General features: G+C 38.2%; 21 protein-coding genes. 20 read left to right on the forward strand and 1 reads right to left on the reverse strand.

The window, feature by feature from the left end:
* Window positions 1–307 precede the first annotated feature (307 nt).
* Window positions 308–3,955 (forward strand): DNA-directed RNA polymerase subunit beta', encoded by a 3,648-nt coding sequence (rpoC, locus tag lgb_RS02025; protein ID WP_019292410.1) that lies wholly within the window; start codon window positions 308–310, stop codon window positions 3,953–3,955.
* A 92-nt stretch (window positions 3,956–4,047) separates the two neighbouring features.
* Here the strand turns inward: rpoC and lgb_RS02030 are convergent, their stop codons facing one another.
* Window positions 4,048–4,956: a diacylglycerol/lipid kinase family protein gene (locus tag lgb_RS02030; RefSeq protein WP_019293601.1), complete on the reverse strand. Its 909-nt coding sequence runs from the start codon at window positions 4,954–4,956 to the stop codon at window positions 4,048–4,050.
* Between the two features lie 246 nt (window positions 4,957–5,202).
* On the opposite strand from lgb_RS02030, the gene lgb_RS02035 reads away from it, so the two are divergent.
* The 19 genes from lgb_RS02035 (at window position 5,203) to lgb_RS02125 (ending at window position 24,991) form a co-directional block, all read left to right on the forward strand.
* Complete coding sequence (locus lgb_RS02035; RefSeq protein ID WP_019292408.1) at window positions 5,203–5,886, forward strand: adaptor protein MecA; 684 nt, start codon at window positions 5,203–5,205, stop codon at window positions 5,884–5,886.
* A 3-nt stretch (window positions 5,887–5,889) separates the two neighbouring features.
* Entirely contained in the window at window positions 5,890–7,146 is a 1,257-nt protein-coding gene (locus lgb_RS02040; protein WP_019293600.1) for a glycosyltransferase family 4 protein, read from the forward strand.
* 77 nt (window positions 7,147–7,223) lie between these two features.
* Window positions 7,224–7,994: a Fe-S cluster assembly ATPase SufC gene (gene sufC / locus lgb_RS02045; RefSeq protein WP_017368843.1), complete on the forward strand. Its 771-nt coding sequence runs from the start codon at window positions 7,224–7,226 to the stop codon at window positions 7,992–7,994.
* Window positions 7,995–8,065: 71 nt separating this feature from the next.
* Complete coding sequence (sufD, locus tag lgb_RS02050) at window positions 8,066–9,322, forward strand: Fe-S cluster assembly protein SufD (protein WP_019293599.1); 1,257 nt, start codon at window positions 8,066–8,068, stop codon at window positions 9,320–9,322.
* On the forward strand, window positions 9,322–10,533 hold the full coding sequence (locus lgb_RS02055) for a cysteine desulfurase (RefSeq protein ID WP_019292404.1): 1,212 nt from the start codon (window positions 9,322–9,324) through the stop codon (window positions 10,531–10,533). The genes sufD and lgb_RS02055 overlap by 1 nt, the downstream gene beginning before the upstream one ends.
* Before the next feature lie 24 nt (window positions 10,534–10,557).
* Window positions 10,558–11,013: a Fe-S cluster assembly sulfur transfer protein SufU gene (sufU, locus tag lgb_RS02060; protein WP_019292403.1), complete on the forward strand. Its 456-nt coding sequence runs from the start codon at window positions 10,558–10,560 to the stop codon at window positions 11,011–11,013.
* Window positions 11,014–11,037: 24 nt separating this feature from the next.
* Window positions 11,038–12,435: a Fe-S cluster assembly protein SufB gene (sufB, locus tag lgb_RS02065; RefSeq protein WP_004259194.1), complete on the forward strand. Its 1,398-nt coding sequence runs from the start codon at window positions 11,038–11,040 to the stop codon at window positions 12,433–12,435.
* 296 nt (window positions 12,436–12,731) lie between these two features.
* Entirely contained in the window at window positions 12,732–13,376 is a 645-nt protein-coding gene (locus lgb_RS02070) for a CPBP family intramembrane glutamic endopeptidase (protein WP_019293598.1), read from the forward strand.
* A 146-nt stretch (window positions 13,377–13,522) separates the two neighbouring features.
* Complete coding sequence (locus tag lgb_RS02075; RefSeq protein ID WP_019292098.1) at window positions 13,523–15,079, forward strand: ABC-F family ATP-binding cassette domain-containing protein; 1,557 nt, start codon at window positions 13,523–13,525, stop codon at window positions 15,077–15,079.
* Between the two features lie 165 nt (window positions 15,080–15,244).
* A complete protein-coding gene (locus lgb_RS02080; RefSeq protein WP_019292097.1) occupies window positions 15,245–16,420 on the forward strand; it encodes an SLC13 family permease in 1,176 nt (391 codons plus the stop codon).
* A gap of 57 nt (window positions 16,421–16,477) precedes the next feature.
* A complete protein-coding gene (locus lgb_RS02085; RefSeq protein WP_019293627.1) occupies window positions 16,478–17,122 on the forward strand; it encodes a helix-hairpin-helix domain-containing protein in 645 nt (214 codons plus the stop codon).
* A 19-nt stretch (window positions 17,123–17,141) separates the two neighbouring features.
* Window positions 17,142–19,352, forward strand: coding sequence for a DNA internalization-related competence protein ComEC/Rec2 (locus lgb_RS02090; RefSeq protein ID WP_019293626.1), 2,211 nt, complete (start codon window positions 17,142–17,144; stop codon window positions 19,350–19,352).
* Window positions 19,353–19,506: 154 nt separating this feature from the next.
* Window positions 19,507–20,283: an alpha/beta hydrolase gene (locus tag lgb_RS02095; protein ID WP_029343492.1), complete on the forward strand. Its 777-nt coding sequence runs from the start codon at window positions 19,507–19,509 to the stop codon at window positions 20,281–20,283.
* A gap of 195 nt (window positions 20,284–20,478) precedes the next feature.
* Window positions 20,479–20,694, forward strand: a complete 216-nt coding sequence (locus tag lgb_RS02100) for a F0F1 ATP synthase subunit C (RefSeq protein WP_003135074.1) — start codon at window positions 20,479–20,481, stop codon at window positions 20,692–20,694.
* 54 nt (window positions 20,695–20,748) lie between these two features.
* Window positions 20,749–21,462 carry a F0F1 ATP synthase subunit A gene (atpB, locus tag lgb_RS02105; protein WP_019293624.1) on the forward strand — a complete coding sequence of 238 codons (714 nt, stop codon included), beginning with the start codon at window positions 20,749–20,751 and terminating at the stop codon, window positions 21,460–21,462.
* A 13-nt stretch (window positions 21,463–21,475) separates the two neighbouring features.
* Window positions 21,476–21,982 carry a F0F1 ATP synthase subunit B gene (gene atpF / locus lgb_RS02110; protein WP_004259173.1) on the forward strand — a complete coding sequence of 169 codons (507 nt, stop codon included), beginning with the start codon at window positions 21,476–21,478 and terminating at the stop codon, window positions 21,980–21,982.
* Between the two features lie 14 nt (window positions 21,983–21,996).
* Window positions 21,997–22,524, forward strand: coding sequence for a F0F1 ATP synthase subunit delta (locus tag lgb_RS02115; RefSeq protein ID WP_019292093.1), 528 nt, complete (start codon window positions 21,997–21,999; stop codon window positions 22,522–22,524).
* A gap of 65 nt (window positions 22,525–22,589) precedes the next feature.
* Window positions 22,590–24,098 (forward strand): F0F1 ATP synthase subunit alpha, encoded by a 1,509-nt coding sequence (gene atpA / locus lgb_RS02120; protein WP_004259170.1) that lies wholly within the window; start codon window positions 22,590–22,592, stop codon window positions 24,096–24,098.
* A gap of 11 nt (window positions 24,099–24,109) precedes the next feature.
* Complete coding sequence (locus tag lgb_RS02125; protein ID WP_019293623.1) at window positions 24,110–24,991, forward strand: F0F1 ATP synthase subunit gamma; 882 nt, start codon at window positions 24,110–24,112, stop codon at window positions 24,989–24,991.
* The last annotated feature ends 40 nt before the right edge of the window (window positions 24,992–25,031 follow it).

Here is a 25,031-nt window from a genome sequence, read left to right on the forward strand (position 1 = left end):
GTGAACAAGAAGTTTATTAGGAATAAGAAATAGCTTTTCGTAATAAATTTAAGATAAAAACCTTTTAAGGTAAACCGCTGTGCAAGTGTGCTAGGCGGTAATGTAGAACTGTATTTGGATGGATAACTTCTATTTTAAAAATAAGTTCTACATTGCTGCCTAGCACATGAGCTTTGATCCGTTAGATTGAAGATTTTCGGGCAAGATTGTGTTTTAAAAGATACAGCTAGCGGTCTTCACAGAAATGTTTGTCAAGAGCCAAACATTCAACAGAAAAGAAATAAATACAAAGAAAGTGGAGAAAACATTGGTCGATGTAAATAAATTTGAGAGTATGCGAATTGGTATCGCATCTCCACAAAAAATTCGTTACTGGTCATTTGGTGAAGTCAAAAAACCAGAAACCATCAACTATCGTACGCAAAAACCTGAACGCGAAGGTCTCTTCGATGAGCGTATCTTTGGTCCACAAAAGGACTGGGAATGTGCTTGTGGTAAGCTTAAAGGCGTTTTCTACAAAAACCAAGTCTGCGAACTCTGTGGTGTTCAAGTAACGACAGCTAAATCACGTCGTGAACGTATGGGGCACATCGAGTTGGCAGCACCAACTTCACACATCTGGTATTTCAAAGGGATTCCATCACGTATGGGGCTTGCACTTGATATGAGCCCACGTGCTCTTGAAGAAGTTATTTACTTCGCAAGTTATGTCGTTATTGATCCTAAGGAAACAGATCTTGAAAAGAAACAACTTTTGACAGAGCGTGAATATCGTGAACAACTTTTGAAAAATGGTTTTGGTTCATTTGTTGCGAAAATGGGTGCTGAAGCTATCCAAGATTTGCTTAACGATGTTGATATTGATGCAGAAGTTGCTGAACTTAAAGAAGAATTGAAAAATGTTAGCGGACAACGTCGTGTGAAAATCATTCGTCGTTTAGACGTATTAACAGCCTTCAAAAAATCTGGTAACAAATTAGCTTGGATGGTGCTTAATGTGCTTCCAGTTATTCCACCAGATCTTCGTCCAATGGTTCAATTAGATGGTGGACGTTTTGCCACATCTGATTTGAATGACCTTTATCGTCGTGTTATCAACCGTAATAATCGTTTGAAACGTTTGATGGAGCTTAACGCCCCTAATATTATCGTCCAAAATGAAAAACGTATGTTGCAAGAAGCTGTTGATACATTGATTGACAACGGTCGTCGTGGTCGTCCAATCACAGGTGCCGGTAATCGTCCGCTTAAATCTCTTAGCCATATGCTGAAAGGTAAACAAGGGCGTTTCCGTCAAAACTTGTTGGGTAAACGTGTTGACTACTCAGGTCGTTCAGTTATTGCAGTTGGTCCAACACTTAAAATGTACCAATGTGGTGTCCCACGTGAAATGGCTATCGAACTCTTCAAACCATTCGTAATGTCCGAATTGGTTAAACGTGAAATGGCTGCTAACATCCGTGCGGCTAAACGTAAAGTTGAACGTCAAGATGCTGAAGTTTGGGATGTCCTTGAAGAAGTTGTTAAAGAACACCCTGTCCTTCTTAACCGCGCACCTACGCTTCACCGCTTAGGTATTCAAGCGTTCGAGCCAGTACTTATTGATGGACGTGCAATGCGTTTGCACCCATTGGCTTGTGAAGCCTACAATGCCGACTTTGACGGTGACCAAATGGCGATTCACGTGCCATTGTCAGAAGAAGCGCAAGCCGAAGCACGTTTGCTTATGCTTGCTGCTGAACACATCCTTAACCCTAAAGATGGTAAACCAGTCGTTACACCTTCTCAAGATATGGTCTTGGGTAACTACTACTTGACAATGGAAGCAAAAGGACGTGAAGGAGAAGGTATGATCTTCTCTAATCCTGAAGAAGTTGAAATTGCAATGCGTAACGGATATGTCCACTTGCATACACGTATCGGTATTGCAACACAATCAATGAATAAACCTTGGACAGAATTCCAAAAAGGTAAAATCTTGATTACAACTGTCGGTAAAGTAATGTTCAACTCAATCATGCCTGAAGGAAATGAAATTTATCCAGAAGGTATGCCTTACTTGAATGAAAATACCGATGAGAACATCACAACTCAAACAGATGATCGTTTCTTCATGGAACCTGGTGAAGATATCCATAAACGTTTAGCTGAAATTGATACAGTATTGCCATTCAAGAAAAAACACTTGGGTAATATTATCGCTGAAGTCTTCAAACGTTACCGTACAACAACAACTTCTGAGTTCCTTGACTTGCTCAAGAACTTAGGTTACCATCAATCAACATTGGCTGGTTTAACAGTTGGTATTGCGGATATCCCAGTGGTTCCTGAAAAAGCAGAAATCATTGGTGCAGCACACAAACGTGTAGAACAAATTACTAAACAATTCCGTCGTGGTTTGATTACTGATGATGAGCGCTACAATGCGGTTACTGATGTTTGGCGTGGTGCAAAAGATACACTTGAAAAACGCTTGATTGAAGAACAAGATTTGACTAACCCAATCGTTATGATGATGGACTCTGGTGCCCGTGGTAACATTTCCAACTTCTCGCAATTGGCCGGTATGCGTGGTTTGATGGCTGCTCCTAATGGTCGTATCATGGAATTGCCTATCATTTCTAACTTCCGTGAAGGTCTTTCTGTCTTGGAAATGTTCTTCTCAACTCACGGTGCGCGTAAAGGTATGACCGATACAGCCCTTAAGACTGCCGATTCTGGTTACCTTACACGTCGTTTGGTTGACGTCGCTCAAGATGTTATCATCCGTGAAGTGGATTGTGGTACAGACCGTGGACTCTTGATTTCTGATATTGCCACTGGTAAAGAAATGGTAGAACCGTTGGTTGAACGTCTCGAAGGACGTTACACACGTAAAACAGTTGTACATCCAGAAACTGGTGAAGTAATTATTGGCGATGATCAATTGATTACAGAAGATATCGCGAAGCAAATCGTTGCTGCAGGTATCAAAGAAGTTACAATCCGTTCAGTATTTACATGTAAAACACCACATGGTGTATGTAAACACTGTTACGGTAAAAACTTGGCAACAGGTGAAGCCGTTGAAGTTGGTGAAGCTGTTGGTACAATCGCCGCTCAATCAATCGGTGAACCAGGTACACAGTTGACAATGCGTACATTCCACACGGGTGGTGTTGCATCAAGCTCAGATATCACTCAAGGTTTGCCTCGTGTACAAGAAATCTTTGAAGCACGTAACCCTAAAGGGGAAGCAATCATTACTGAAGTTACTGGTACGGTTGAATCTATCGTTGAAGATGCTGCGACACGTACACGTGAAATCACAGTCAAAGGCAAAACAGATACACGTTCATATACAGTATCAATGGCTGATGTACTTATGGTTGAAGAAGGTGAATTTATCCACCGTGGTCACCAATTGATCCAAGGTTCAATTGAACCTAAGCACTTGCTCCAAGTACGTGATGCTTTATCTGTTGAAACTTACTTGCTCGGTGAAGTTCAAAAAACTTACCGTTCACAAGGGGTTGAAATCGGGGATAAACACATCGAGGTTATGGTTCGCCAAATGCTTCGTAAAGTCCGCGTAATGGATACTGGTGATGTGGATATCTTGCCTGGTGGACTTATGGATATTTCTGACTTTGAAAAAATCAATGAAGAAGCTCTCCTTTCTGGTAAAACACCAGCGACAGCACGACCTGTTCTTATGGGTATTACCAAAGCATCATTGGAAACAAATTCATTCTTGTCTGCTGCATCCTTCCAAGAAACAACACGTGTCTTGACCGATGCTGCAATCCATGGTAAAGAAGACCACTTACTTGGTCTTAAGGAAAATGTCATTATCGGTAAGATTATTCCTGCCGGTACAGGTATGTTCCGTTACCGTAATCTTGAGCCATTGTCAGATTTGTCAAATGCTCCTGAGGTCACTGTTTCAGAAACTGAAATTGAAGAAGTAAAATAAAATAAAAAATAGCGATGATTATATCGCTATTTTTTTGTAAAAGAAAAATGGAAGATGAACTCTTATTGAAAAGATAGTCTTCCGTTTTATTATTAACAAATAATCTTTCTTTTTTCAGAAGTTAGAGTCAAAGTGTCATTGGCTTGGATAGTAAAAGACTCTCCATCGATTTGAACGGGTTGAACGGACTGCGATGTTACTGCAGCTGCTGTGGAAACACTATGATGGAAAAGGTTATTGTCTAAATGTTTTCCTTTAAGCAGACTAGGAATTAACGAAAATATTTTCGGGATACTATATCTGTCCAACTCAACCAAATGAATTTCCTGGCTGAGATTAGTCGCTTCAGGTGCAATTTGAATACCACCGCCAAAATAGGGATGCTTAGTAAAGGTCAAGAGAAAGGCATTATCAAACTTAAAAGCATTTTTCATGTTATAAACGCTAAGCTCAAACGGTTTTTTGCTAAATAAAACATGAAGGGCAGTCAGAAAGTAAGAAAGCCTGCCTAACTTGAGTGCATTAAGTATGCTTTTCATACGTCCACTGTTAGTTGCTTTGACAATGGCTGCATCTAAACCGATTCCTACATTATTGAGCGCGTAGCCAGAAAACGATTGCGATTTATAATGGATAACATAAAAGTCTTTGGTCTTATCTTGGCGAATATTTTCGAAGGCTTGGATAGGATCAAAAGAAAGCCCCAAACTCCGGGCAAAATCATTACCTGAACCAGAAGGAATGTAACCAAAGGACAGATCATCCGGTAAAGCATTGAGAGTCAAAGAAATGGTACCGTCACCACCTAAGATGACAATCCGGTCCTCTGCTGATTTCTCTTCCAGGATTTTTTGGATAAAAGCTGCTTCTTGCCCAGTATGTTCGGTCGCAAAGAGTTTGTAAGAGAGGCCCTCTTTTTCAAGATAGGGCAGTAAAAGTTTCAATGAACGCTCCCCTTTGCGTGAACCGGCATTGGGATTGGCAAGAATGTAATAAATCATAGAACTATTTTATCAAAAAAATATATTTTAGAGGTAAATAACATAACAATTTCCAATGATACAAAAAATTTCGTAAGAGTAACAAAGTAAAAAAAGAAAGTTTTCGAGTGAATGGCAAAAAACGCGAACAGCCTTTTATATGTTATAATTAGAAGAAACAGTTAAATATAAGAAAAAATATTTCTGCAATGAAAACTAAAAGTTATGGTTCTCATGCAGGTTAATGAAGAATAATAGGTTAAAAATATGCAATACGAAGAAATAAACGAAAAAACGATAAAGATTAGCCTAACCTTTCAAGATTTGGTTGATCATGATGTCAAACTCTCTGATTTTTTTACAAATCAGTCAATGGTTGAAAATCTTTTTTATGAATTAGTAGAAGAACTAGGACTTGAGGAAAGGTTCTCATCAGGACTTTTAACTTTCCAAATTCAACCTTTCCCTAAAGGGGTGAATATTATTGTTACTGAAGAAAATATTGATATTGATCCCAATAATCTCCCAGATGATCCCGAAGAATTTGAGCAGCTTATGACGGATTTCTTTGGACGTGTGGAAGATTTAAAACAAAATGGCGGAACAATGGCAGATACAAGTACAACTGAAACAAAAGAAACAAAAGTAGAAAATAAACCAGATCCAGATTTTGTCTTCTATTCTCTAGAATTTGAAAACATGTCTCAACTTTTAACAGCAGTAAAAAATGTTAAAATTGATGCAGAGGAATCTGAACTTTATAGCTATGAAGATAAGTTTTATTTGATTATTTTGGACAATCAAAAGTCAAAAGGAAAGACAGCCGTAAGTTCGATGCGTGCCCGAATGTTAGAATACGGACAGGAAACGATCAACAGTCGCGAAACACTACAAGAATACGGCGAGATACTAATCAATACACGTGCTTTGGAAGTTCTCTCAAAAATTTAAGATATGATAGATACCATAAAAGAAATCCCAATTAAGGGGATTCCCTTCACAGTAGAGTTCTTCATTGTGCTCTTCGTGACATTTGGAATGTCCTTGATTTTCACCCCATTAATGACCTTTGTTTCACGCCGAATTGGAGCTGTAGATAAGCCTAACAAGCGACGTGTCAATACTAAAATAATGCCCTCGGCAGGGGGAGTAGCTATTTTTGCATCCTTTGCAATTGCGACACTTTTTATCCTCCCGATGATTGTTTATCCACAACTTCCCCTGATGAGCCCCAAACAGTTGGCGGAAGGAATTAAGCCACATTTTGTGACTTATATCAACTACATTGCACCTTTTATTGTAGCAGGTGGTATTGTTGTCCTTACGGGATTGATTGATGACATCAAAGAAATCTCCCCTAAGATGAAGATGGCTGGGTTGCTTCTCGCTGCTTCAATCACATGGTTTTTTACCCATGCACGTTTTGACAATCTTAAAATTCCTTTCGGTGGTCCTTTTCTTGAGTTTCCCGCTTGGTTATCCTTTATTTTTACCGTTTTTTGGATTGTGTCGATTACAAATGCGGTTAATCTGATCGATGGCCTAGATGGTTTAGCCAGTGGTGTCTCCGTGATTTCACTCTTTACCATGGGGATTGTGTCTTACTTCTTTTTACCAGGTTCAAGTATCTTCTTGCCTATTACCATTTTTACCTTAGTTGCCGCCATTATGGGCTTCTTCCCATATAACTATCATCCAGCAATTATCTATCTAGGAGATACTGGTGCACTGTTTTTGGGATTTATGATATCGGTTGTGTCCCTGCAAGGTTTAAAGAATGCAACGGCAGTAGCTGTTCTAACACCACTTTTGATTTTAGGTGTTCCATTAACAGATACAATCGTGGCAATGGTGCGGCGAAAACTGAATAATCAAAGAATTTCTAGTGCGGATAAAATGCACCTGCACCACCGTTTAATGTACATTGGCTTCACTCATCGAGGCGCTGTATTAGTTATTTATGGCATAGCTGGAATTTTTGCCTTTATTTCCTTGATCCTACAAGTTTCCAGCCGGATCGGTGGTATATTCTTAATTATTGCTTTGCTGCTTGGACTGGGGCTGTTTATTGACTTGGTCGGTATACTTGGTAAAGACCGCCAACCTTTCCTCAATGTTTTGAGGTTCATTGGCAGTTCGGAGTATCGAGAGCAAGTTATAAGTAAGAAACGTAAAAGAAAATATAAACACGACAAAACAGAACGGAAATGAGCTTTTCGTCTGTTTTTTTTGTTATAATGGAGGGTGAAGTGTAAAAGATATTTTACTTATGAATTGAAGGAGTTAGAATGGCAACTTTAGAAATTAAAAATCTTCATGTGAGCATTGAAGACAAAGAAATCCTTAAAGGTGTAAACCTTACTATTAATACCAATGAAGTACATGCAATCATGGGTCCAAACGGTACAGGGAAATCAACCTTGTCAGCAGCAATTATGGGAAATCCAAGTTACACAGTCACTGAAGGAGAAATTCTATTTGATGGTGAAAATGTCCTTGAATTAGAAGTCGATGAACGCGCTCGCCTTGGATTATTCCTTGCGATGCAGTACCCTTCTGAAATTCCAGGGATTACAAACGCTGAATTTATGCGTGCAGCCATTAATGCTAAACGTGCAGAAGATGATAAAATTTCTGTTATGGATTTCATCAAAAAATTGGATAAAAATATGGAATTACTTAACATGAAAGAAGAGATGGCAGAGCGTTACCTCAATGAAGGCTTCTCTGGTGGGGAGAAGAAACGTAATGAAATCCTCCAACTCTTGATGTTAGAACCAACTTTTGCTATTTTGGATGAAATTGACTCTGGGCTTGATATCGATGCGCTTAAAGTAGTCTCAAAAGGGGTGAACGCTATGCGTGGCGATAGTTTTGGTGCCCTTATCATTACCCACTATCAACGTTTACTCGACTATATTACCCCAGATGTCGTTCACATCATGATGGAAGGCCGCGTTGTTATGACAGGCGGAGCCGAACTTGCGAAACGTCTTGAAAAAGAAGGATATGCTAAAATCTCTGAAGAATTAGGGATTGAATATAAGGAAGAAGCATAGGTTGAGGTCGTATGAGGTGTTAAGGGACAGAAAGTCATACATCACCAAATACATCATGGAGATACAATTAAATGAATGAAAAAATAAAAAATTTCTCGCTCATGCATGCTGAACCAAACTGGTTATCAGAGCTTCGTCAAACCGCCTTTGAGGCTATGACAGAGTTAGAGATGCCCAATATTGAGCGTGTGAAATTCAATCGTTGGGGCTTGGATAATACAGAAATAGGGGATTCTGAGCCAAGTGGAAACGTTCCAAGCTTTACAGAACTACCAAATCACCCACTTTTGGTACAAGTAGGCAGCCAAAATGTTATGGAGCAAATGCGTCCAGATTTGGCTGAAAAAGGTGTTGTTTTCACTGATTTTGCTTCAGCGATGGAAGAAATTCCTGAGATAGTCGAAAATTATTTCGGCAAAGCTGTGAGCTATACAGAAGATCGTTTAGCAGCAAGCAATGTTGCCAGTTTCAACTCTGGCGCGGTTCTTTATATTCCGGACAATGTTGAAATTGACATGCCTGTAGAAGCAAAGTTCTATCAGGATTCTGAGTCAGATTTGCCTTTCAATAAACACATCTTAATTATTGCTGGTCGTAACAGTAAGCTTGATTATTTGGAACGTTTGGAAAGTATCGGTGATGGCAACGTTAAGGTCACAGGTAATCTTTCTATCGAAGTTATTGCCCTTGAAGGTGCGCAAGTGAAATTTGCGGCTATTGACCGTTTAGGAGAACATGTCACAGCTTATATCAGTCGTCGCGGGCATTTAGCAAATAATGCTACAATTGATTGGTCTATCGGAACAATGAATGATGGCAATGTTATTTGTGATTTTGACAGCGATTTAAAAGGTGATGGAAGCCACTCACAAATCAAAGTTGTTGGATTATCTATGGGTAAACAAATCCAAGGGATTGATACTCGTGTGACAAACTTTGGCCGTAATTCAGTAGGGCATATCTTGCAACATGGTGTTATTCTTGATCGAGGCACATTAACTTTTAATGGAATTGGTCAAATCATGCGCGGGGCTAAAGGGGCGGATGCGCAACAAGAAAGCCGAGTATTGATGCTTTCAGACCGTGCTCGTAGTGATGCCAATCCTATTTTGCTCATTGAGGAAAATGACGTAACTGCAGGACACGCAGCTTCTATTGGTCAGGTTGATCCTGAGGATATGTACTACCTTATGAGTCGAGGCTTAGATGAAACAACAGCCAAACGTCTTGTTATTCGAGGTTTCCTCGGTGCAGTTGTAACTGAAATTCCAATTAAAGCCGTTCGTGATGAATTTATCTCAATTATCGAGAGAAAGTTGGCAATCTAATGATTGACTTAACAAAAGACTTTAAAATTCTTAATCAAAAAGTTAATGACGAACCATTAGTCTACTTGGACAATGCAGCCACCACCCAAAAGCCACAGCAGGTGTTGGATGTTTTGACAAACTATTATGAGCATGATAATGCCAATGTTCATCGCGGGGTTCATACGCTTGCAGAGCGTGCAACTGCAGATTATGAGGCAGCACGTGAAAAGGTTCGAAAGTTTATTCATGCTGCGTCTACGAAAGAAGTATTGTTCACTCGTGGAACAACAACGAGTTTAAACTGGGTCTCAAAATTTGCGGAGCAAACCTTAACAGCAGGTGATGAGATTATTATTTCCGTTGCGGAGCACCACTCAAACTTTGTCCCTTGGCAACAAGTTGCTGAAAAAACGGGAGCAATTCTAAAAATTGTCTATCTGAAAGACGGTGCTTTAGACGTTGACGACTTAAAAGAAAAACTGACGACCAGAACAAAATTTGTAAGCTTAACACATGCCTCAAATGTCCTAGGTTCAATCACTCCGATTAAGGAAATTGCAGAGCTAGTTCATCATCACGGTGCCTATTTTGTCGTTGATGGTGCGCAGTCTGTTCCGCATATGAAAATTAATGTCCAAGAGTTGGATGTAGATTTCTTTGCTTTTTCGGGGCATAAAATGTGTGGTCCAACAGGAATTGGTGTTCTTTATGGAAAAGAGACTTTGCTTAATCAAATGAATCCTATCGAATTTGGTGGGGAAATGATTGACTTCGTTTATGAAAGTCACTCGACATGGACGGAGTTGCCATGGAAGTTTGAAGCGGGCACACCAAATATTGCGGGAGCTATCGCACTCGGGGCAGCTATTGACTACCTTGAGGCAATAGGAATGGACAATATTCATCGGTATGAGCAAGAGCTTGTAGCTTATGTGATGCCTAAACTAAAAGCGATTGAAGGTTTGGAAGTTTATGGTCCAGAAGCTGTTGAAGAGCGCAGTGGTGTGATTGCCTTTAATATCCGAGGACTTCATCCTCACGATTTGGCGACAGCTTTGGATATGGAAGGTGTGGCTGTACGCGCTGGGCATCATTGCGCACAGCCTTTGCTTAATTACCTTGGTCAAGCGTCAACAGCACGCGCAAGTTTTTATATTTATAATACAAAAGCAGACTGCGATAAACTGGTGGATGCTCTTTTGAAGACAAAAGAGTTTTTCGGCTTATAGTATTCAAAAAAACGGAGAAAAAGAATGGCACTTTCAAAATTAGATAATTTATACCGTGCAGTAATTCTTGATCACTCTTCTGCGCCACGTCATGCAGGTGAATTACAACAGGCTTGTGTTGTTGATTTAAATAATCCAACCTGTGGAGACGTCATTCGCTTGACTGTTGCGTTTACAGAAGATAAGATTAGCGATATTGCCTTTAGCGGGCACGGTTGTACAATTTCAACAGCATCTGCCTCAATGATGACGGAAGCTGTGATTGGCAAGACAAAAGCCGAAGCTTTGGAATTGGCAAAGATTTTTTCAGAAATGGTGACAGGACACGTAGAAGAAGCGCAGGAGCGTTTAGGAGATGCACAATTCCTTGCAGGAGTGTCGAAATTTCCGCAGCGAGTAAAATGTTCAACGTTAGCCTGGAATGCCTTGAAAAAAGCGATTGAGACAGATGGTACCGCGACTGTATCTGAATCTCACTAAAATGCAAATAAAGAGAGGAAAATAATGACAGAAGAAGTTCCAGTATTAGAAGAATATAAATTTGGTTTTCATGATAATGCTGAATTAGTCATGTCTACAGGAACAGGTCTGACAGAAGATGTGATACGTACAATGTCGGCCGCAAAAGAAGAACCAGAATGGATGCTGGATTTCCGCCTCAAGTCCTTCGAAGCCTTCAAAAAATTAGATCTCCCAGAATGGGGGCCTGATTTATCAGACATTGATTTTGATGATGTGGTGTATTACCAAAAACCCACCGATAAACCTGCCCGTACTTGGGAAGAAGTTCCTGATGAAATTAAGGAAACCTTTGAAAAAATTGGTATCCCAGAAGCAGAGCGTGCTTACCTAGCAGGAGCATCAGCACAGTATGAGTCAGAAGTTGTTTATCACAACATGAAGGAAGAATTTGAAAAACTTGGTATCGTCTTCACCGATACGGATTCTGCTCTGAAAGAATATCCGGAGCTTTTCAAAAAATACTTTGCAAAGCTCGTGCCACCAACAGACAATAAATTAGCTGCTTTGAATTCAGCAGTTTGGTCTGGAGGAAGCTTCGTTTATGTGCCTAAAGGGGTAAAATGTGAAATTCCTATCCAAGCCTATTTCCGTATTAATAACGAAAAGTCTGGTCAGTTTGAACGTACTTTAATCATTGTTGATGAAGGTGCTTCTATCCAATATGTGGAAGGTTGTACTGCACCAACATATTCATCAGCCAGCTTGCATGCTGCTGTTGTTGAAATCTTCTGTGAAGAAGGCGGATATATGCGTTATTCAACCATTCAAAACTGGTCAGATAATGTCTATAACTTGGTAACAAAACGAGCCAAAGCAGAGGCAAATGCAACTGTGGAATGGATTGATGGTAACTTAGGCTCACGTGTCTCTATGAAGTATCCAGCTGTCTATTTAGACGGTCCTGGCGCACGTGGTACAATGCTTTCAATCGCCTTTGCTAACGCAAATCAAGAGCAAGATACAGGTGCCAAAATGATTCATAATGCACCAAATACAAGCTCATCGATTATTTCTAAATCCATTTCTAAATCTGGTGGAGCTGTAAATTATCGTGGACAAGTAACCTTCAACAAAAACTCTGCACATTCTAAATCACATATTGAATGTGACACGATTATTATGGATGATATTTCAAAATCAGATACAATTCCATTTAATGAGATTCATAACTCACAAGTTGCCTTGGAACATGAAGCCAAAGTATCTAAAATCTCAGAAGAACAGTTATACTATTTGATGAGCCGTGGTTTAACAGAAAAAGAAGCCACAGATATGATTGTGATGGGCTTTATTGAACCCTTTACTAAAGAACTCCCAATGGAGTATGCAGTAGAACTCAACCGATTGATTTCTTACAGCATGGAGGGTTCAATCGGTTAAAGAAAAAGCACAGCTTTTTCCCGATTGAATCAGTGGATAGAGATTTTCGTAAGAAAATCATCACGCGTATCGGATAAAGAAAAAGCACAGCTTTTTCCCGATTGAAACAGCTCTCAGACACCTTGTCTGAAACAATCTCAATATCAAACTAAAAACTCCTTATATAAGGAGTTTTTTTAGAATTGTTATATAATTTCAATACAAAAACATCTCATATCAATAAAAATATATTGACAATCGATAATTAATCTTATAAAATAAGTCCATCAATATTTATGAAAATTAGGAGTAGAACTATGGAAGTAAAAAGCAAGGAGATAATAAAAGCACTAATTGGCTTCGGTCTTCTTTTTATCGGATTTTATCTTATGGGATCTGTAAATTTACATATCGGTCTTTTTCAAGAGTTGACATTGCTAGTATTTAGCCTTTTAGCTGCTGCACTTATCTTTAAAAACTCCGCACTGGAATGGTTTAGAAAGCCAGAAGGTAAGTATCTTAAAATAATTATTCTTTGCTTTTTTGCAAATGTTATTTGGTCATTTATTGGTGGAGCTTTGGTGCAGATAATCTTTGGCTTAGCCGGAAATCATGGCAACGAGGCCATTGGAAATCTAGCGCTCCTACCTTTTGTACCTTTTATGCTGATGGGAGAAGAACTTTTTTCGATAACTCTTCTGGAAACTTTTCGTAAAAAATTTGCTTGGCCGACATGGATTAGTACCTTGCTGACAGCTTTTATTTTCGGTATGGTTCATTTTCAAACTTATTTTGGCGGGGATGTACTAAGAACAATTGTTCAAATCTTACTCGTGCAGGGAGCTGCCCGTTTGATATTTAACTATGCTTATCTGAAAACAAAATCAATCTGGACTTCTTGGACAGTGCATCTTATCTTTGATATTGTTATGTTAACCGTACCTCTTTTTTTACAGAAATAGTAAGCTGATCCTCTGGATCAGTTTTTACTTATCTGAACAAAATAATAAATGAGGAATAATCTTTACTTAAGGGTATACTCAACTTCCTACTTTTAACTTTTTGTGTTAAACTATTAAACAGTATGTAAAAAAGAAAGAGCTGTAATATGAGTATTATCAATGTAAAAAATTTATCGCATGGCTTTGGTGAGCGCGTGATTTTTGAAAATGTGTCTTTCCGTCTTCTTAAAGGCGAACATGTCGGGCTGGTCGGTGCGAATGGTGAAGGTAAATCCACCTTTATGAATATCATCACAGGAGCTTTACAACCCGATGAAGGTAAAGTAGAATGGTCAAAAAAAGTTCGCGTGGGTTACTTAGATCAACATGCAGTCTTACAAAAAGGGCAAACAATCCGTGATGTTCTTTCAAGTGCCTTTCAGTATCTTTTTGATATTGAAGCGGAAATTAATGATCTGTATTTGAAAATGGGAGATGTGACTCCAGAAGAAATGGATCAACTTTTGGAAGAAGTCGGCGAACTACAAGATATTCTAGAGCAAAGTGACTTTTATCAAATTAACTCTAAAGTGGAGGAAATCGGACGCGGACTTGGTCTTCATGAAATCGGCTTTGAGCGAGATGTTGAAGATCTGTCTGGTGGCCAACGTACCAAGGTTCTTTTGGCAAAACTCTTGCTGACGAAACCCGAAATCCTGATGTTGGATGAGCCAACAAACTATTTGGATGAAGAGCATATTGCATGGCTTAAGCAGTATCTCTTAGATTATGAAAATGCCTTTATCTTAATCTCGCATGACATTCCTTTCTTAAGTTCTGTTATTAACATCATTTACCATATGGAAAATGGTTCCTTAGATCGTTATGTTGGCAATTACGAAGCCTTCCAGTCTGTCTATGAAATGAAGAAAAAACAAGAATTGGCCGCATATAAACGCCAGCAATCAGAAATTGCAGATCTTAAAGATTTTGTTGCACGAAATAAAGCACGTGTTGCGACACGAAATATGGCAATGTCCCGTCAGAAAAAACTAGATAAAATGGACATGATTGAATTAAGTGCAGAGCGACCAAAACCGCAATTTGATTTCAAAAAAGGTGCAACTTCAAGTAAACTTATTTTTGAGACTAAAGATTTAGTTATTGGATATACGGAGCCTTTGTCACGCCCACTCAACTTACGGGCTGAGCGCGGCCAGAAGATAGTTTTTACAGGGGCAAACGGGATTGGTAAAACAACTCTCTTGCGCAGCATTTTGGGAGAAATACAAGCCATTGACGGAGAAGTTCAACGTGGTGAAAAATTAGAAATTGGTTATTTTGAACAAGAAGTGAAAAGTGACAATGGGAAAACATGTTTGGAAGAGATTTGGGATACTTTCCCGGCAATGAACCAAGCGGAAGTTCGGGCTGCATTGGCACGTTGTGGCTTAACAAAAAAACATATTGAAAGTAAAGTTGCGGTTTTAAGTGGTGGTGAAAAAGCTAAAGTTCGCTTGTGTAAATTAATGAATGCTGAAAGTAACGTTCTTGTCCTTGATGAGCCAACCAATCATTTGGATGTGGATGCCAAGGATGAACTCAAACGTGCCTTACAAGAATATAAGGGAACAATTCTTTTAATTTCACATGAACCAGAATTCTACCAAGATGTTGCAACTGAGACTTGGAATTGTGAATCTTGGACGACAAAAGTACTGTAAACAGTACTTTTTATTTATTTAAAGTAACTTTTTTAGAACCGATAATCCTTGCTGTATTTTTTCTTCTAAAAAAAAATCCGTTTTTTTATAATCTTTTTCGTAATTTCATGGAAAAAAGTTGTATAATTGTAGGAGTGCAATTAATCAGTTTTTTAAGGAGAAAACATGGAACAGCAAATCACAAGAAAGCCAGACAATGCTTTCAAAAAGTTGACCCAGTTTTTTATTGTTGATAAGGTCTTTCTTGTATCGTTTATTATCGCCGTTATTTCAGTGAGTATGGGCGGAATACAGACTGAATTTTTTGATAACAAAGTCATTGTAACTGTTTTTGGTTTAATGTTAGTTATTGCTGGTTTTCGATCTACTGGTATTTTGTCCTATATGGGCCAAACATTGGTTAAAAGAAGTAAAACAACGCGTCAGCTTGTACGATTCACCACAATGCTGGCCTTCTTTTTTGCCGTATTTTTTACTAATGATCTCACCATATTGACGATTTTACCGCTTTACTTGACGATTACTCGAGAAATAAAAAATCGTAAGTCTGTTTACATTGGAGCCGCGATGATTGTACCTGCTTGTCATACAGGCTCAAGTCTTTTACCGCAAGGTAATCCTCACAATCTTTATTTATATTCTTTTTATCAAAACCCAGCACATCATTTGGGGCAGTCATTGACAAATTTAGAATTTTTTAAAGGAACAGGATTACTATGGCTCGCAGGCTTTCTGCTCTTGAACTTGGCTTGCCAATTTATTGACAACGAACCCTTGGTCATTGAAACAAAAGTAAACAAGTTTAATCGATTAGAAACCTCAATCTTTATTGCTTTAATGATTTTAATGGCCGCAGCTGTATTTGGTTATGTTAACTTTTATCTTGCTGTAGCTATTGTTGCTGTAATTGTTCTTTTCTATCGCCCCGAACTTTTTAAGGGTGTTGATTACCATTTACTTCTTACCTTTGTTTTCTTCTTCTTGATTGTAGGAAATATCGCAAATATTCAAGTACTTACGGACTTTATTAGCAATACCTTTGTTGGCCCACAGATGTCCTTCTTAGGCACAGTCTTTATGAGCCAGATTATCTCTAATATCGCAGCACCAATTCTTATATCACCTTTTACTCCTCATGCCGTTTCTGTCGTTATCGGAGCAGATATTGGTGGTATAGGGACGATGGTAGCTTCAATGGCAACGTTGATTGCCTATAAAATCATTCGCGTTCAAGCACGTGGTGAAACGGCAGGATTTGTAAAATACTTTGCCTTAGTAAATGCTGGTTTTCTTGCTGTTTTAGTAGTTGTAGGTCTGATTATCGTGAGTTTTGGAATTTAAAAAAATTTTTATAAAAACATGTAGTGAAAAACTACATGTTTTTTCGTATTTAGAACTATGAAAAAAATATCAGAATATGTAAAAGAAAATTGGAAAATCGTTGTTGGAATTGTTTTGGCAGTAACTATTTTAGGGGCTTTTTATTGGAATAAAAAAGTTTTAGATATTCCAAAGCAAGAAGAAAAGCAGTCCGAGTGGGCGGAGCTGAGCAAGGAAAAAGAAGCTACAGGAAAGAAAAAAGTAGAAAAAGACGAAGATGAGAATGAAATCGTCGTTGATGTCAAAGGTGCTGTCAAAAAGCCAGGCATCTACAAGTTATCCTCCAAAAAGCGTGTATCTGATGCAGTAGCAAGTGCTGGGGGCTTTACAGAAGAAGCAGAAAGGAAGGGAATAAATCTGGCAAAAAAATTACAAGATGAAGCAGAGGTCTATGTTCCAGTGAGAGGAGAAACAGATACAAATCACTTGTTAGAAACCAAAGATAATACCAGTAAAACAGCTGAAAAAACTAAAATTAATATTAATACAGCTGATTTAACTGAATTGCAGCAGCTTAGTGGTGTAGGAGCAAAAAAAGCGCAAGATATTCTGGATTACCGTTCTGAAAATGGTTCTTTTGAGTCAGTGGAAGAATTGACCAAGGTAAGTGGCTTTGGTCCTAAAACATTAGAAAAGTTAAAAGAAGCAATCACTGTAGATTAAGAAAGGCTCTGGCAGTTAGATGAAACAAAAATTTACGCTTATCTATTTAGTATATCTCTTAGTTTTTGTTTATTTTCTTATTTTCAGTTTTTCATGGCCTTTACTTATTCTTAGTTTGTTTAGTCTCTTCATCGCTTTTTATCGTCAATACTATAGTTTGTTAGCCCTTTTACTGTGCTTTAGTTTCTTCTTACTCATGGTAAAAAAAGAGACAGAAGTACAGGAAATACAACAACCAGAAAAAATTTCGAAGATTACCCCTTATATGGATACTCTTCAAGTGAATGGAAACAGACTCAGTTTCAGGGGAGAAGTGAACGGAAGAGATTTCCAAGCTTTTTACACATTGACTTCGGAAAAAGAAAAAGAATACTTTAAAAATCTTAGGATAAAGGGGATTTTTTACATTGAAGGCACATTAGAGATACCAGAAGAGCAAAGAAACTTTTCAGGTTTTGATTACAGAAAGTATTTAAGGACGCAAGGTATTTCCCGACTTCTTAAAATAGAAAAAATTGAAGGATTTGAAGAAAAACATGACTTTGATTTACGGCTGGTACGCCGAAAAGCTATTCTTTGGACACAAGAACATTTTCCTTCTCCCATGTCGTCCTATATGACAGGGCTTCTTTTTGGTTGGTTGGATAAAGACTTTGAAGAAATGGGGGAACTTTATACTAGCCTCGGTATTATCCATTTATTTGCCCTGTCAGGGATGCAGGTAAATTTTTTTATTGAACTTCTTCGAAATATTTTATTAAGGCTAGGTTTATCAAGAAAGTTGGTCTATTTTATCCAAATTCCCTTTTCGATATTTTATGCTTTTCTTACTGGCTTATCTCTCTCAATCTTACGTGCGCTTCTTCAAAAAAATATACCTATTAAAAATTCAAGCGATAGATTTTCTATCACTTTTCTTCTTTTAATGATATTCAGTCCATATTTCCTACTGACAACAGGAGGACAACTGACGATGCTCTATTCTTTCTTAATCACATTTTTTTCACAAAAATTCAATGAACTAAAAGGATTAAAAAGAGCATTACTTGATTCTACTGTTCTAGCTGTTGGGGTACTTCCGCTTTTGATTTTTCACTTCCATTCTTTCCAACCATTATCGATTATATTGACTTTATTATTTAGTCTGATTTTTGATTTTTTACTTTTGCCTGGTTTACTTTTTGTCTTTCTCCTTTCTTTATTCGGCATTGATCTTACATTACTTAATCCTTTTTTTATTATTTTAGAATCAATAGTAAGACTGGTTGGCAGTTTATTTGATAAACCGATTGTATTTGGCAAACCAAATCTTATTTTTTTACTTTTGCTTTTTATGCTAAGTGGACTTGCACTCGATTTTTACAGAAAAAGGAACTGGAACTTAGTTGTAATAATTGTCCTTTTCTTTCTTTTTTTCCTTGTTAAAAATCCTAAACACCCAAATATTACAATGGTAGATGTGGGCCAAGGAGACAGCATTCTCTTGCAAGACAGGTGGAACAGTCAAAATATCTTAATTGATACTGGCGGTAGATTAAAAATAAGAGCTGATGAGCAGTGGAAGGAGGGAATTTATAAGAGCAATGCTGAAAGTACACTTCTACCTTATCTGAGAGCGAGTGGAGTGAGCAAAGTAGATGTTCTGATTGTGACACATCCAGATGAGGATCATATTGGCGACTTGGAGAGTGTAGCTCAGAAAGTACCAATAAAAAATATTTATGTATCAGCTAGTGCATTAGAGAAGAAAAATTTTGTTAAAAAACTAAGCAGCTTAAAAAGTCAGATTCACATTGTGCAAGAGGGAGACAAGCTCCCCATATTTAACAGTTATCTCCGGTTTCTAACGACAGGAGGTGAAGGAAAAAGCGATAATGATAATTCTTTAGTGACGTTTGGTGAATTTTATGGGAAGAAATTTCTTTTTACAGGTGACTTAGAAGAAGAGGGAGAGGTTAAACTCCAGAAAGAATATCCACATTTAGAAGTTGATATCCTAAAAGTTGGACATCATGGCAGTAAGACTTCTACAAAGGAAGGTTTTTTAGAAGCGATTAAGCCTAAGGTTGCTCTTATTTCTGCTGGAAAGAATAATCGATATAAACATCCGAGTCAAGAAACGCTTCACCAATTAACTGCACGAGGAATAAAAATTTATCGGACAGACCAGCAAGGAGCAACCCGTTTCCTTTATAAAAAAGGCACTTGGCAAATTCAAACAGTAAAGTAAGTTTGGGTACAAAAAATGTTACATACTATATGACAAAACAGCGTTGCTTTTTGATTGAATAGCAATGAGAATAAGGCGATATGTAATAATTCTTATGTTATAATAGTAGGAAACGTTTACTTGAATCATAAAAGTAAACGGGATGGGAGGAAAAATGGCTATTATAAATATTGAATATTACTCCGAAGTACTGGGGATGAATCGTAAGTTTAATGTGATTTATCCAGAAGCTAGTAAAACAGGTGTAAAAGATGGAAAAGATATTCCAGTGCTTTATCTATTGCATGGGATGTCTGGAAATGAAGATTCATGGCTTATAAGAACGGGGATTGATCGTTTGATTCGTCATTCTCAACTTGCCATTGTCATGCCTTCAACTGATTTGGGCTTCTATACTAATACTAATTATGGTATGAGATATTTTGATGCAATTGCAAAGGAATTGCCACAAGTGGTACATAATTTCTTTCCTAACTTGAGCAGCAAGAGAGAAAAGAATTTTATCGCAGGTTTGTCGATGGGAGGTTATGGCGCATTCAAGCTGGCTTTGGCTACGAAAAACTTCAGTTATGCAGCAAGTTTATCAGGAGCGTTAGATATGACTGACCTAAAAGAACAAAGTGCTGAGAATGAAGCTTATTGGACCGGAATTTTTGGTGACCTTGATCACTTTAATGATAGTGAAAACAGCATTCTCTATCTTGCAGAACATCATGAAGGTGAAAAGCCCAAGCTTTACAGTTGGTGTGGGGAACAAGATTATCTTATCTCTGGAAATAATAGAGCGGCTCAACTTCTTGAGGAAAAAGGCTTTGACCTTCGTTATGAAAAATCGCCGGGTACACATGAATGGTACTATTGGACCAAACAAATCGAGACCGTTTTAAAATGGCTTCCTATTGATTATAAGGAAGAAGAACGTCTAAGTTAAACAGCTTAAAATAAAAATATAAAACCTTGAAACTTAAATAAATCCTAAAGAAAACGTTTGCTCAAAAAAGGCCGAACGATTTATAGAAAAATGTTTGATAATCTTAGGTTAAGTTTTGACAAACGGATTGAATAGGACTATAATTTCATAGTAATAAAAATTTGCGAAAAATCGCACATAGAAAGAGGTCATTAAATGACAACAATCTCAATTGAAGCTCTTAAAGCAGTAGCTATTGGTATTAGTGCACTTGGTGCCGCTATCGGTGATGGACTTATTGTTTCAGCATTTATTAATGCTGTTGCACGCCAACCAGAAATGGAAGGCAAACTCCGCGGAAGTATGTTCCTTGGTGTTGCCTTTGCCGAAGGTACATTCTTCATCGCCTTAGCTATGGCTTTCTTGTTCTAAAAATCGTTGATTTAACTTTTATACTCAACAATTATTTAGAAAGGAAGACTAGCTATGGAATCAACATGGACTTTTAATGTTGGACCAATAACTTTTGACGGAGTCATTCTATATATGACAGCTTTGACCGTTTTAATTGTCTTTGGTCTGATTTATTGGGCAAGTCGCAATATGCAACTGAAGCCTACAGGTAAGCAAAACGTCCTTGAGTGGGTAGTTGACTTTATTAACGGCATCGGACGTGAAAATCTAGGTGCTAAAGAGTCACCAAAGTATGCCCTCATGAGTTTTACACTCTTTTCTTTCCTTTTGATTTCGAATATTATTGGGCTAGTTACTAAAATCACTGCACCGGGTGACATCAGCTTATGGCGCTCTCCAACAGCAAACTCAACAGTTGACTTGACTTTAGCAGTCTTAGTCATTGTACTCGCCAATACCCTTGGTGTGAAACAGTTTGGCTTTAAAGGCTATATTAAAAATGCCTTTTGGAAAGAACCTAAAGCAATGCTTCCGATGACTATTATGGAAGAGTTTACAAATGCCCTTTCTATGGGACTTCGTCTTTACGGTAATATCTTTGCCGGAGAAGTTCTTCTAGGGATTATTGCTGGAATGATCGATTCTGGTTGGTTTATTCTTCCTGTGACATGGATTTTAGCAATGGCTTGGATAGCATTCTCAATCTTTATTTCATCTCTTCAGGCTTATGTATTTGTTCTTTTGACAAATCTTTACATTAGCCACAAAATTTTAGCAGAACACTAGGAAAGGAGTAGAAATGCTTACTACATTATTAGAAACTGCTCCGAATACAGTTCTTGGTAATATTATCGTTGTCAGCGGTGCATTCATCATCTTGCTGATCTTGGTTCGTAAATTTGCGTGGGGTGCTATTACAGGTATCTTTGAAGAACGTGCAAATAAAATCAACAACGATATTACAACTGCAGAACTGTCAAAAAAAGAAGCAGAAACATTATTAGCGCAACGTGAAAATGAACTTGCAGGTTCTAAAGAAGAAGCTGCCAACATTATCCAAACTGCCAATGATACAGCTAAACAAAATCGTGCAAATATCTTGGCAACAGCCAATGAAGAAGCTGCGAATGTGAAAAAACGTGCCCAAGAAGATATTGAGCAAGAACGCAAAGAAGCGCTCAGTTCAGTTAAAGGGGATGTTGCTGATATTTCAGTACAAATTGCTGAAAAACTCATCGGTCAATCTTTGGATTCACAAGCACAATCAGAACTTATTGACAGCTATATTGCTAAGCTTGGCGAATAGGGGGTTGGTTGAAAATGACAACAGTCAATTCTCAAAAATACAGTAAAGCCTTGCTTGAAGTTGCAGAGGAACAATCTCAATTAGAAGTTATTCTTTCTGAGGTTAACGAACTGACACAACTTTTTAAAGAAGATGATCTTGCTTCTTTCTTCGGAACGGAAGTATATTCTACAGCAGCAAAATCAGAAGTTATTGACAGTATCAAAGAAAATTCATCACCTTTGATGAAAAATTTCCTTGATACTGTTCGTGCAAACGGACGATTAGCTGATTTAGCAGAAATTCTTGCTGAAATTAAAAATACAGCAGATGATATGTTTAGAATTGCTGATGTAGAGGTCATTTCAAGCGTGAAATTAACCGAAACACAAATCGAAAAATTTGTTGCTCTCGCTAAATCGAAATTTGATTTGAACGAAGTAACAATCGTGAACACAGTAGATGAAAAGATTGTCGGTGGATTTATTGTAAATTCACGTGGAAAAATCATTGATGCTTCTGTCAAATCACAATTGGCAAAAATTGCCAAAGAGATTCTCTAAGAATCTCCTTTGAGAAAAAATTCTCAGCCATTTAACATGAAAACTCAGAAAGGAGCAAAATACATTTGGCAATCAAAGCGAATGAAATCAGCTCACTGATTAAACAACAAATTGAAAATTTTACACCAGATTTTGAAGTTGCTGAAACTGGTGTCGTCACTTATGTTGGTGACGGTATCGCCCGTGCTTACGGCCTTGAAAATGCGATGAGCGGTGAGCTTGTCGAGTTTGACAACGGCGTATATGGTATGGCGCAAAACTTAGACAGTACAGACGTTGGTATTATCGTACTTGGTGATTTCCTTAGCATCCGCGAAGGAGATACAGTAAAACGTACAGGTAAAATCATGGAAATTCAAGTCGGTGAAGAACTCATCGGCCGTGTTGTAAATGCACTTGGACAACCCGTTGATGGCTTAGGCGATATCAATACAGGTAAAACACGTCCTGTTGAGGCTCCAGCTTCAGGTGTTATGCAACGTAAATCTGTTTCAGAACCACTCCAAACTGGACTTAAAGCTATTGATGCACTTGTACCAATCGGTCGTGGTCAACGTGAGTTGATTATCGGTGACCGTCAAACAGGTAAAACATCTGTAGCTATCGATGCAATTCTTAACCAAAAAGGTAAAGACATTATCTGTATTTACGTTGCCATTGGTCAAAAAGAATCGACAGTTCGTACACAAGTTGAAGCACTCCGTAAACTTGGAGCAATGGATTATACAATCGTTGTAACAGCTTCAGCATCACAACCTTCACCATTACTTTATATTGCACCTTATGCGGGTGCAGCTATGGGTGAGGAATTCATGTACAATGGTAAACACGTTCTGGTTGTTTATGATGATTTATCTAAACAAGCCGTGGCTTACCGTGAACTTTCACTCTTGCTCCGTCGTCCACCAGGTCGTGAAGCTTACCCAGGGGATGTATTCTACCTCCACTCACGTCTTTTGGAACGTGCGGCACAATTGAGCGATGACTTAGGTGGTGGTTCAATGACAGCCTTGCCTTTCATTGAGACACAAGCCGGAGATATCTCTGCCTACATCGCTACAAACGTTATCTCAATCACAGATGGACAAATCTTCCTCGAAAACGACCTTTTCTATTCAGGTATTCGTCCAGCCATCGATGCCGGATCTTCTGTATCACGTGTTGGTGGTGCCGCTCAAATCAAGGCAATGAAAAAAGTTGCCGGAACACTCCGTTTGGACTTGGCATCATTCCGTGAACTTGAAGCATTTACACAGTTCGGTTCTGACCTTGATGAAGCAACACAAGCTAAATTGAACCGTGGTCGTCGTACAGTTGAAGTCTTGAAACAGCCGTTACACAAACCATTGGCTGTTGAAAAACAAGTTCTTATTCTTTATGCATTGACACATGGCCATCTTGATGATGTTCCCGTAGAAGATATTCTCGATTTTGAAGAAAAAATGTTTGATTTCTTCGATGTCAACTATGCTGAACTTTTACAAGTCATTACAGATACTAAAGATTTGCCAGATGAAGCAAAACTTGACGATGCAATCAAAGCCTTCAAGAAAACTACAAATTACGTTAAATAAGGAGGTTCATTATGGGCGCTTCACTTAGCGAAATTAAATCAAAAATTGCTTCAACCGAAAAAACAAGTCATATCACTGGTGCCATGCAAATGGTATCTGCAGCGAAATTGCAAAAATCAGAAAAGATTGCGAAAACTTATCAGGTTTATGCAGATAAGGTGCGTCAAGTGACAACCGACTTGGTTGCTGCAGATCGTGGCCCTTCTAAAAATCCGATGATGACTAAACGTCCCGTTAAGAAAACAGGATATTTAGTTATCACTTCAGATCGTGGCCTTGTAGGAGGTTACAACTCTAATATCTTGAAGTCAGTCATGAATAAATTACGTGAAAAACACCGGGGACCAGAAGAATATTGTATTCTTGCTTTAGGTGGAACAGGAGCAGATTTTTTCCGCTCTCGTAACGTAGAATTATCTTACGAATTACGTGGTTTGACTGACCAACCAAGTTTTGAAGAAGTTCGTGAAATTGTACGTCAAGCTGTATCTCGCTATCAAAATGAAGAGTTTGATCAACTCTATGTTTGCTACAATCACCATATCAATTCATTGACAAGTGAAGCACGCATGCAAAAAATGCTTCCGATTACATTTGATGAATCAGAGGAACCAGAAGATGAAGCACCAGTATCATTGGTGAGTTTCGAACTGGAACCAAGCCGCGAAGCTATTTTAGATCAACTTTTACCTCAATATGCTGAAAGCATGATCTATGGTGCGATTGTTGATGCTAAAACAGCTGAACATGCTGCTGGTATGTCCGCAATGCGTACAGCTACAGATAATGCTAAAACAGTGATTAACGATCTGACAATACAATATAACCGCGCGCGTCAAGCAGCAATTACACAAGAAATTACGGAAATTGTTGCAGGAGCCTCAGCGCTTTAAGCATGTGGTAACCTTTCTTAAAGAATTAAAGACAGAAAAA

It is taken from the genome of Lactococcus petauri (genome assembly GCF_023499275.1).
Taxonomy (GTDB): Bacteria; Bacillota; Bacilli; order Lactobacillales; family Streptococcaceae; genus Lactococcus; species Lactococcus petauri.

Coding starts and splice junctions, on each gene's coding strand:
- lgb_RS02030 (WP_019293601.1), bottom strand. CDS start 4,956: ATGATTTATTACATTCTTGCCAATCCCAATGCCGGTTCACGCAAAGGG.
- lgb_RS02035 (WP_019292408.1), top strand. CDS start 5,203: ATGCAATACGAAGAAATAAACGAAAAAACGATAAAGATTAGCCTAACC.
- lgb_RS02040 (WP_019293600.1), top strand. CDS start 5,890: ATGATAGATACCATAAAAGAAATCCCAATTAAGGGGATTCCCTTCACA.
- sufC (WP_017368843.1), top strand. CDS start 7,224: ATGGCAACTTTAGAAATTAAAAATCTTCATGTGAGCATTGAAGACAAA.
- sufD (WP_019293599.1), top strand. CDS start 8,066: ATGAATGAAAAAATAAAAAATTTCTCGCTCATGCATGCTGAACCAAAC.
- lgb_RS02055 (WP_019292404.1), top strand. CDS start 9,322: ATGATTGACTTAACAAAAGACTTTAAAATTCTTAATCAAAAAGTTAAT.
- sufU (WP_019292403.1), top strand. CDS start 10,558: ATGGCACTTTCAAAATTAGATAATTTATACCGTGCAGTAATTCTTGAT.
- sufB (WP_004259194.1), top strand. CDS start 11,038: ATGACAGAAGAAGTTCCAGTATTAGAAGAATATAAATTTGGTTTTCAT.
- lgb_RS02070 (WP_019293598.1), top strand. CDS start 12,732: ATGGAAGTAAAAAGCAAGGAGATAATAAAAGCACTAATTGGCTTCGGT.
- lgb_RS02075 (WP_019292098.1), top strand. CDS start 13,523: ATGAGTATTATCAATGTAAAAAATTTATCGCATGGCTTTGGTGAGCGC.
- lgb_RS02080 (WP_019292097.1), top strand. CDS start 15,245: ATGGAACAGCAAATCACAAGAAAGCCAGACAATGCTTTCAAAAAGTTG.
- lgb_RS02085 (WP_019293627.1), top strand. CDS start 16,478: ATGAAAAAAATATCAGAATATGTAAAAGAAAATTGGAAAATCGTTGTT.
- lgb_RS02090 (WP_019293626.1), top strand. CDS start 17,142: ATGAAACAAAAATTTACGCTTATCTATTTAGTATATCTCTTAGTTTTT.
- lgb_RS02095 (WP_029343492.1), top strand. CDS start 19,507: ATGGCTATTATAAATATTGAATATTACTCCGAAGTACTGGGGATGAAT.
- lgb_RS02100 (WP_003135074.1), top strand. CDS start 20,479: ATGACAACAATCTCAATTGAAGCTCTTAAAGCAGTAGCTATTGGTATT.
- atpB (WP_019293624.1), top strand. CDS start 20,749: ATGGAATCAACATGGACTTTTAATGTTGGACCAATAACTTTTGACGGA.
- atpF (WP_004259173.1), top strand. CDS start 21,476: ATGCTTACTACATTATTAGAAACTGCTCCGAATACAGTTCTTGGTAAT.
- lgb_RS02115 (WP_019292093.1), top strand. CDS start 21,997: ATGACAACAGTCAATTCTCAAAAATACAGTAAAGCCTTGCTTGAAGTT.
- lgb_RS02125 (WP_019293623.1), top strand. CDS start 24,110: ATGGGCGCTTCACTTAGCGAAATTAAATCAAAAATTGCTTCAACCGAA.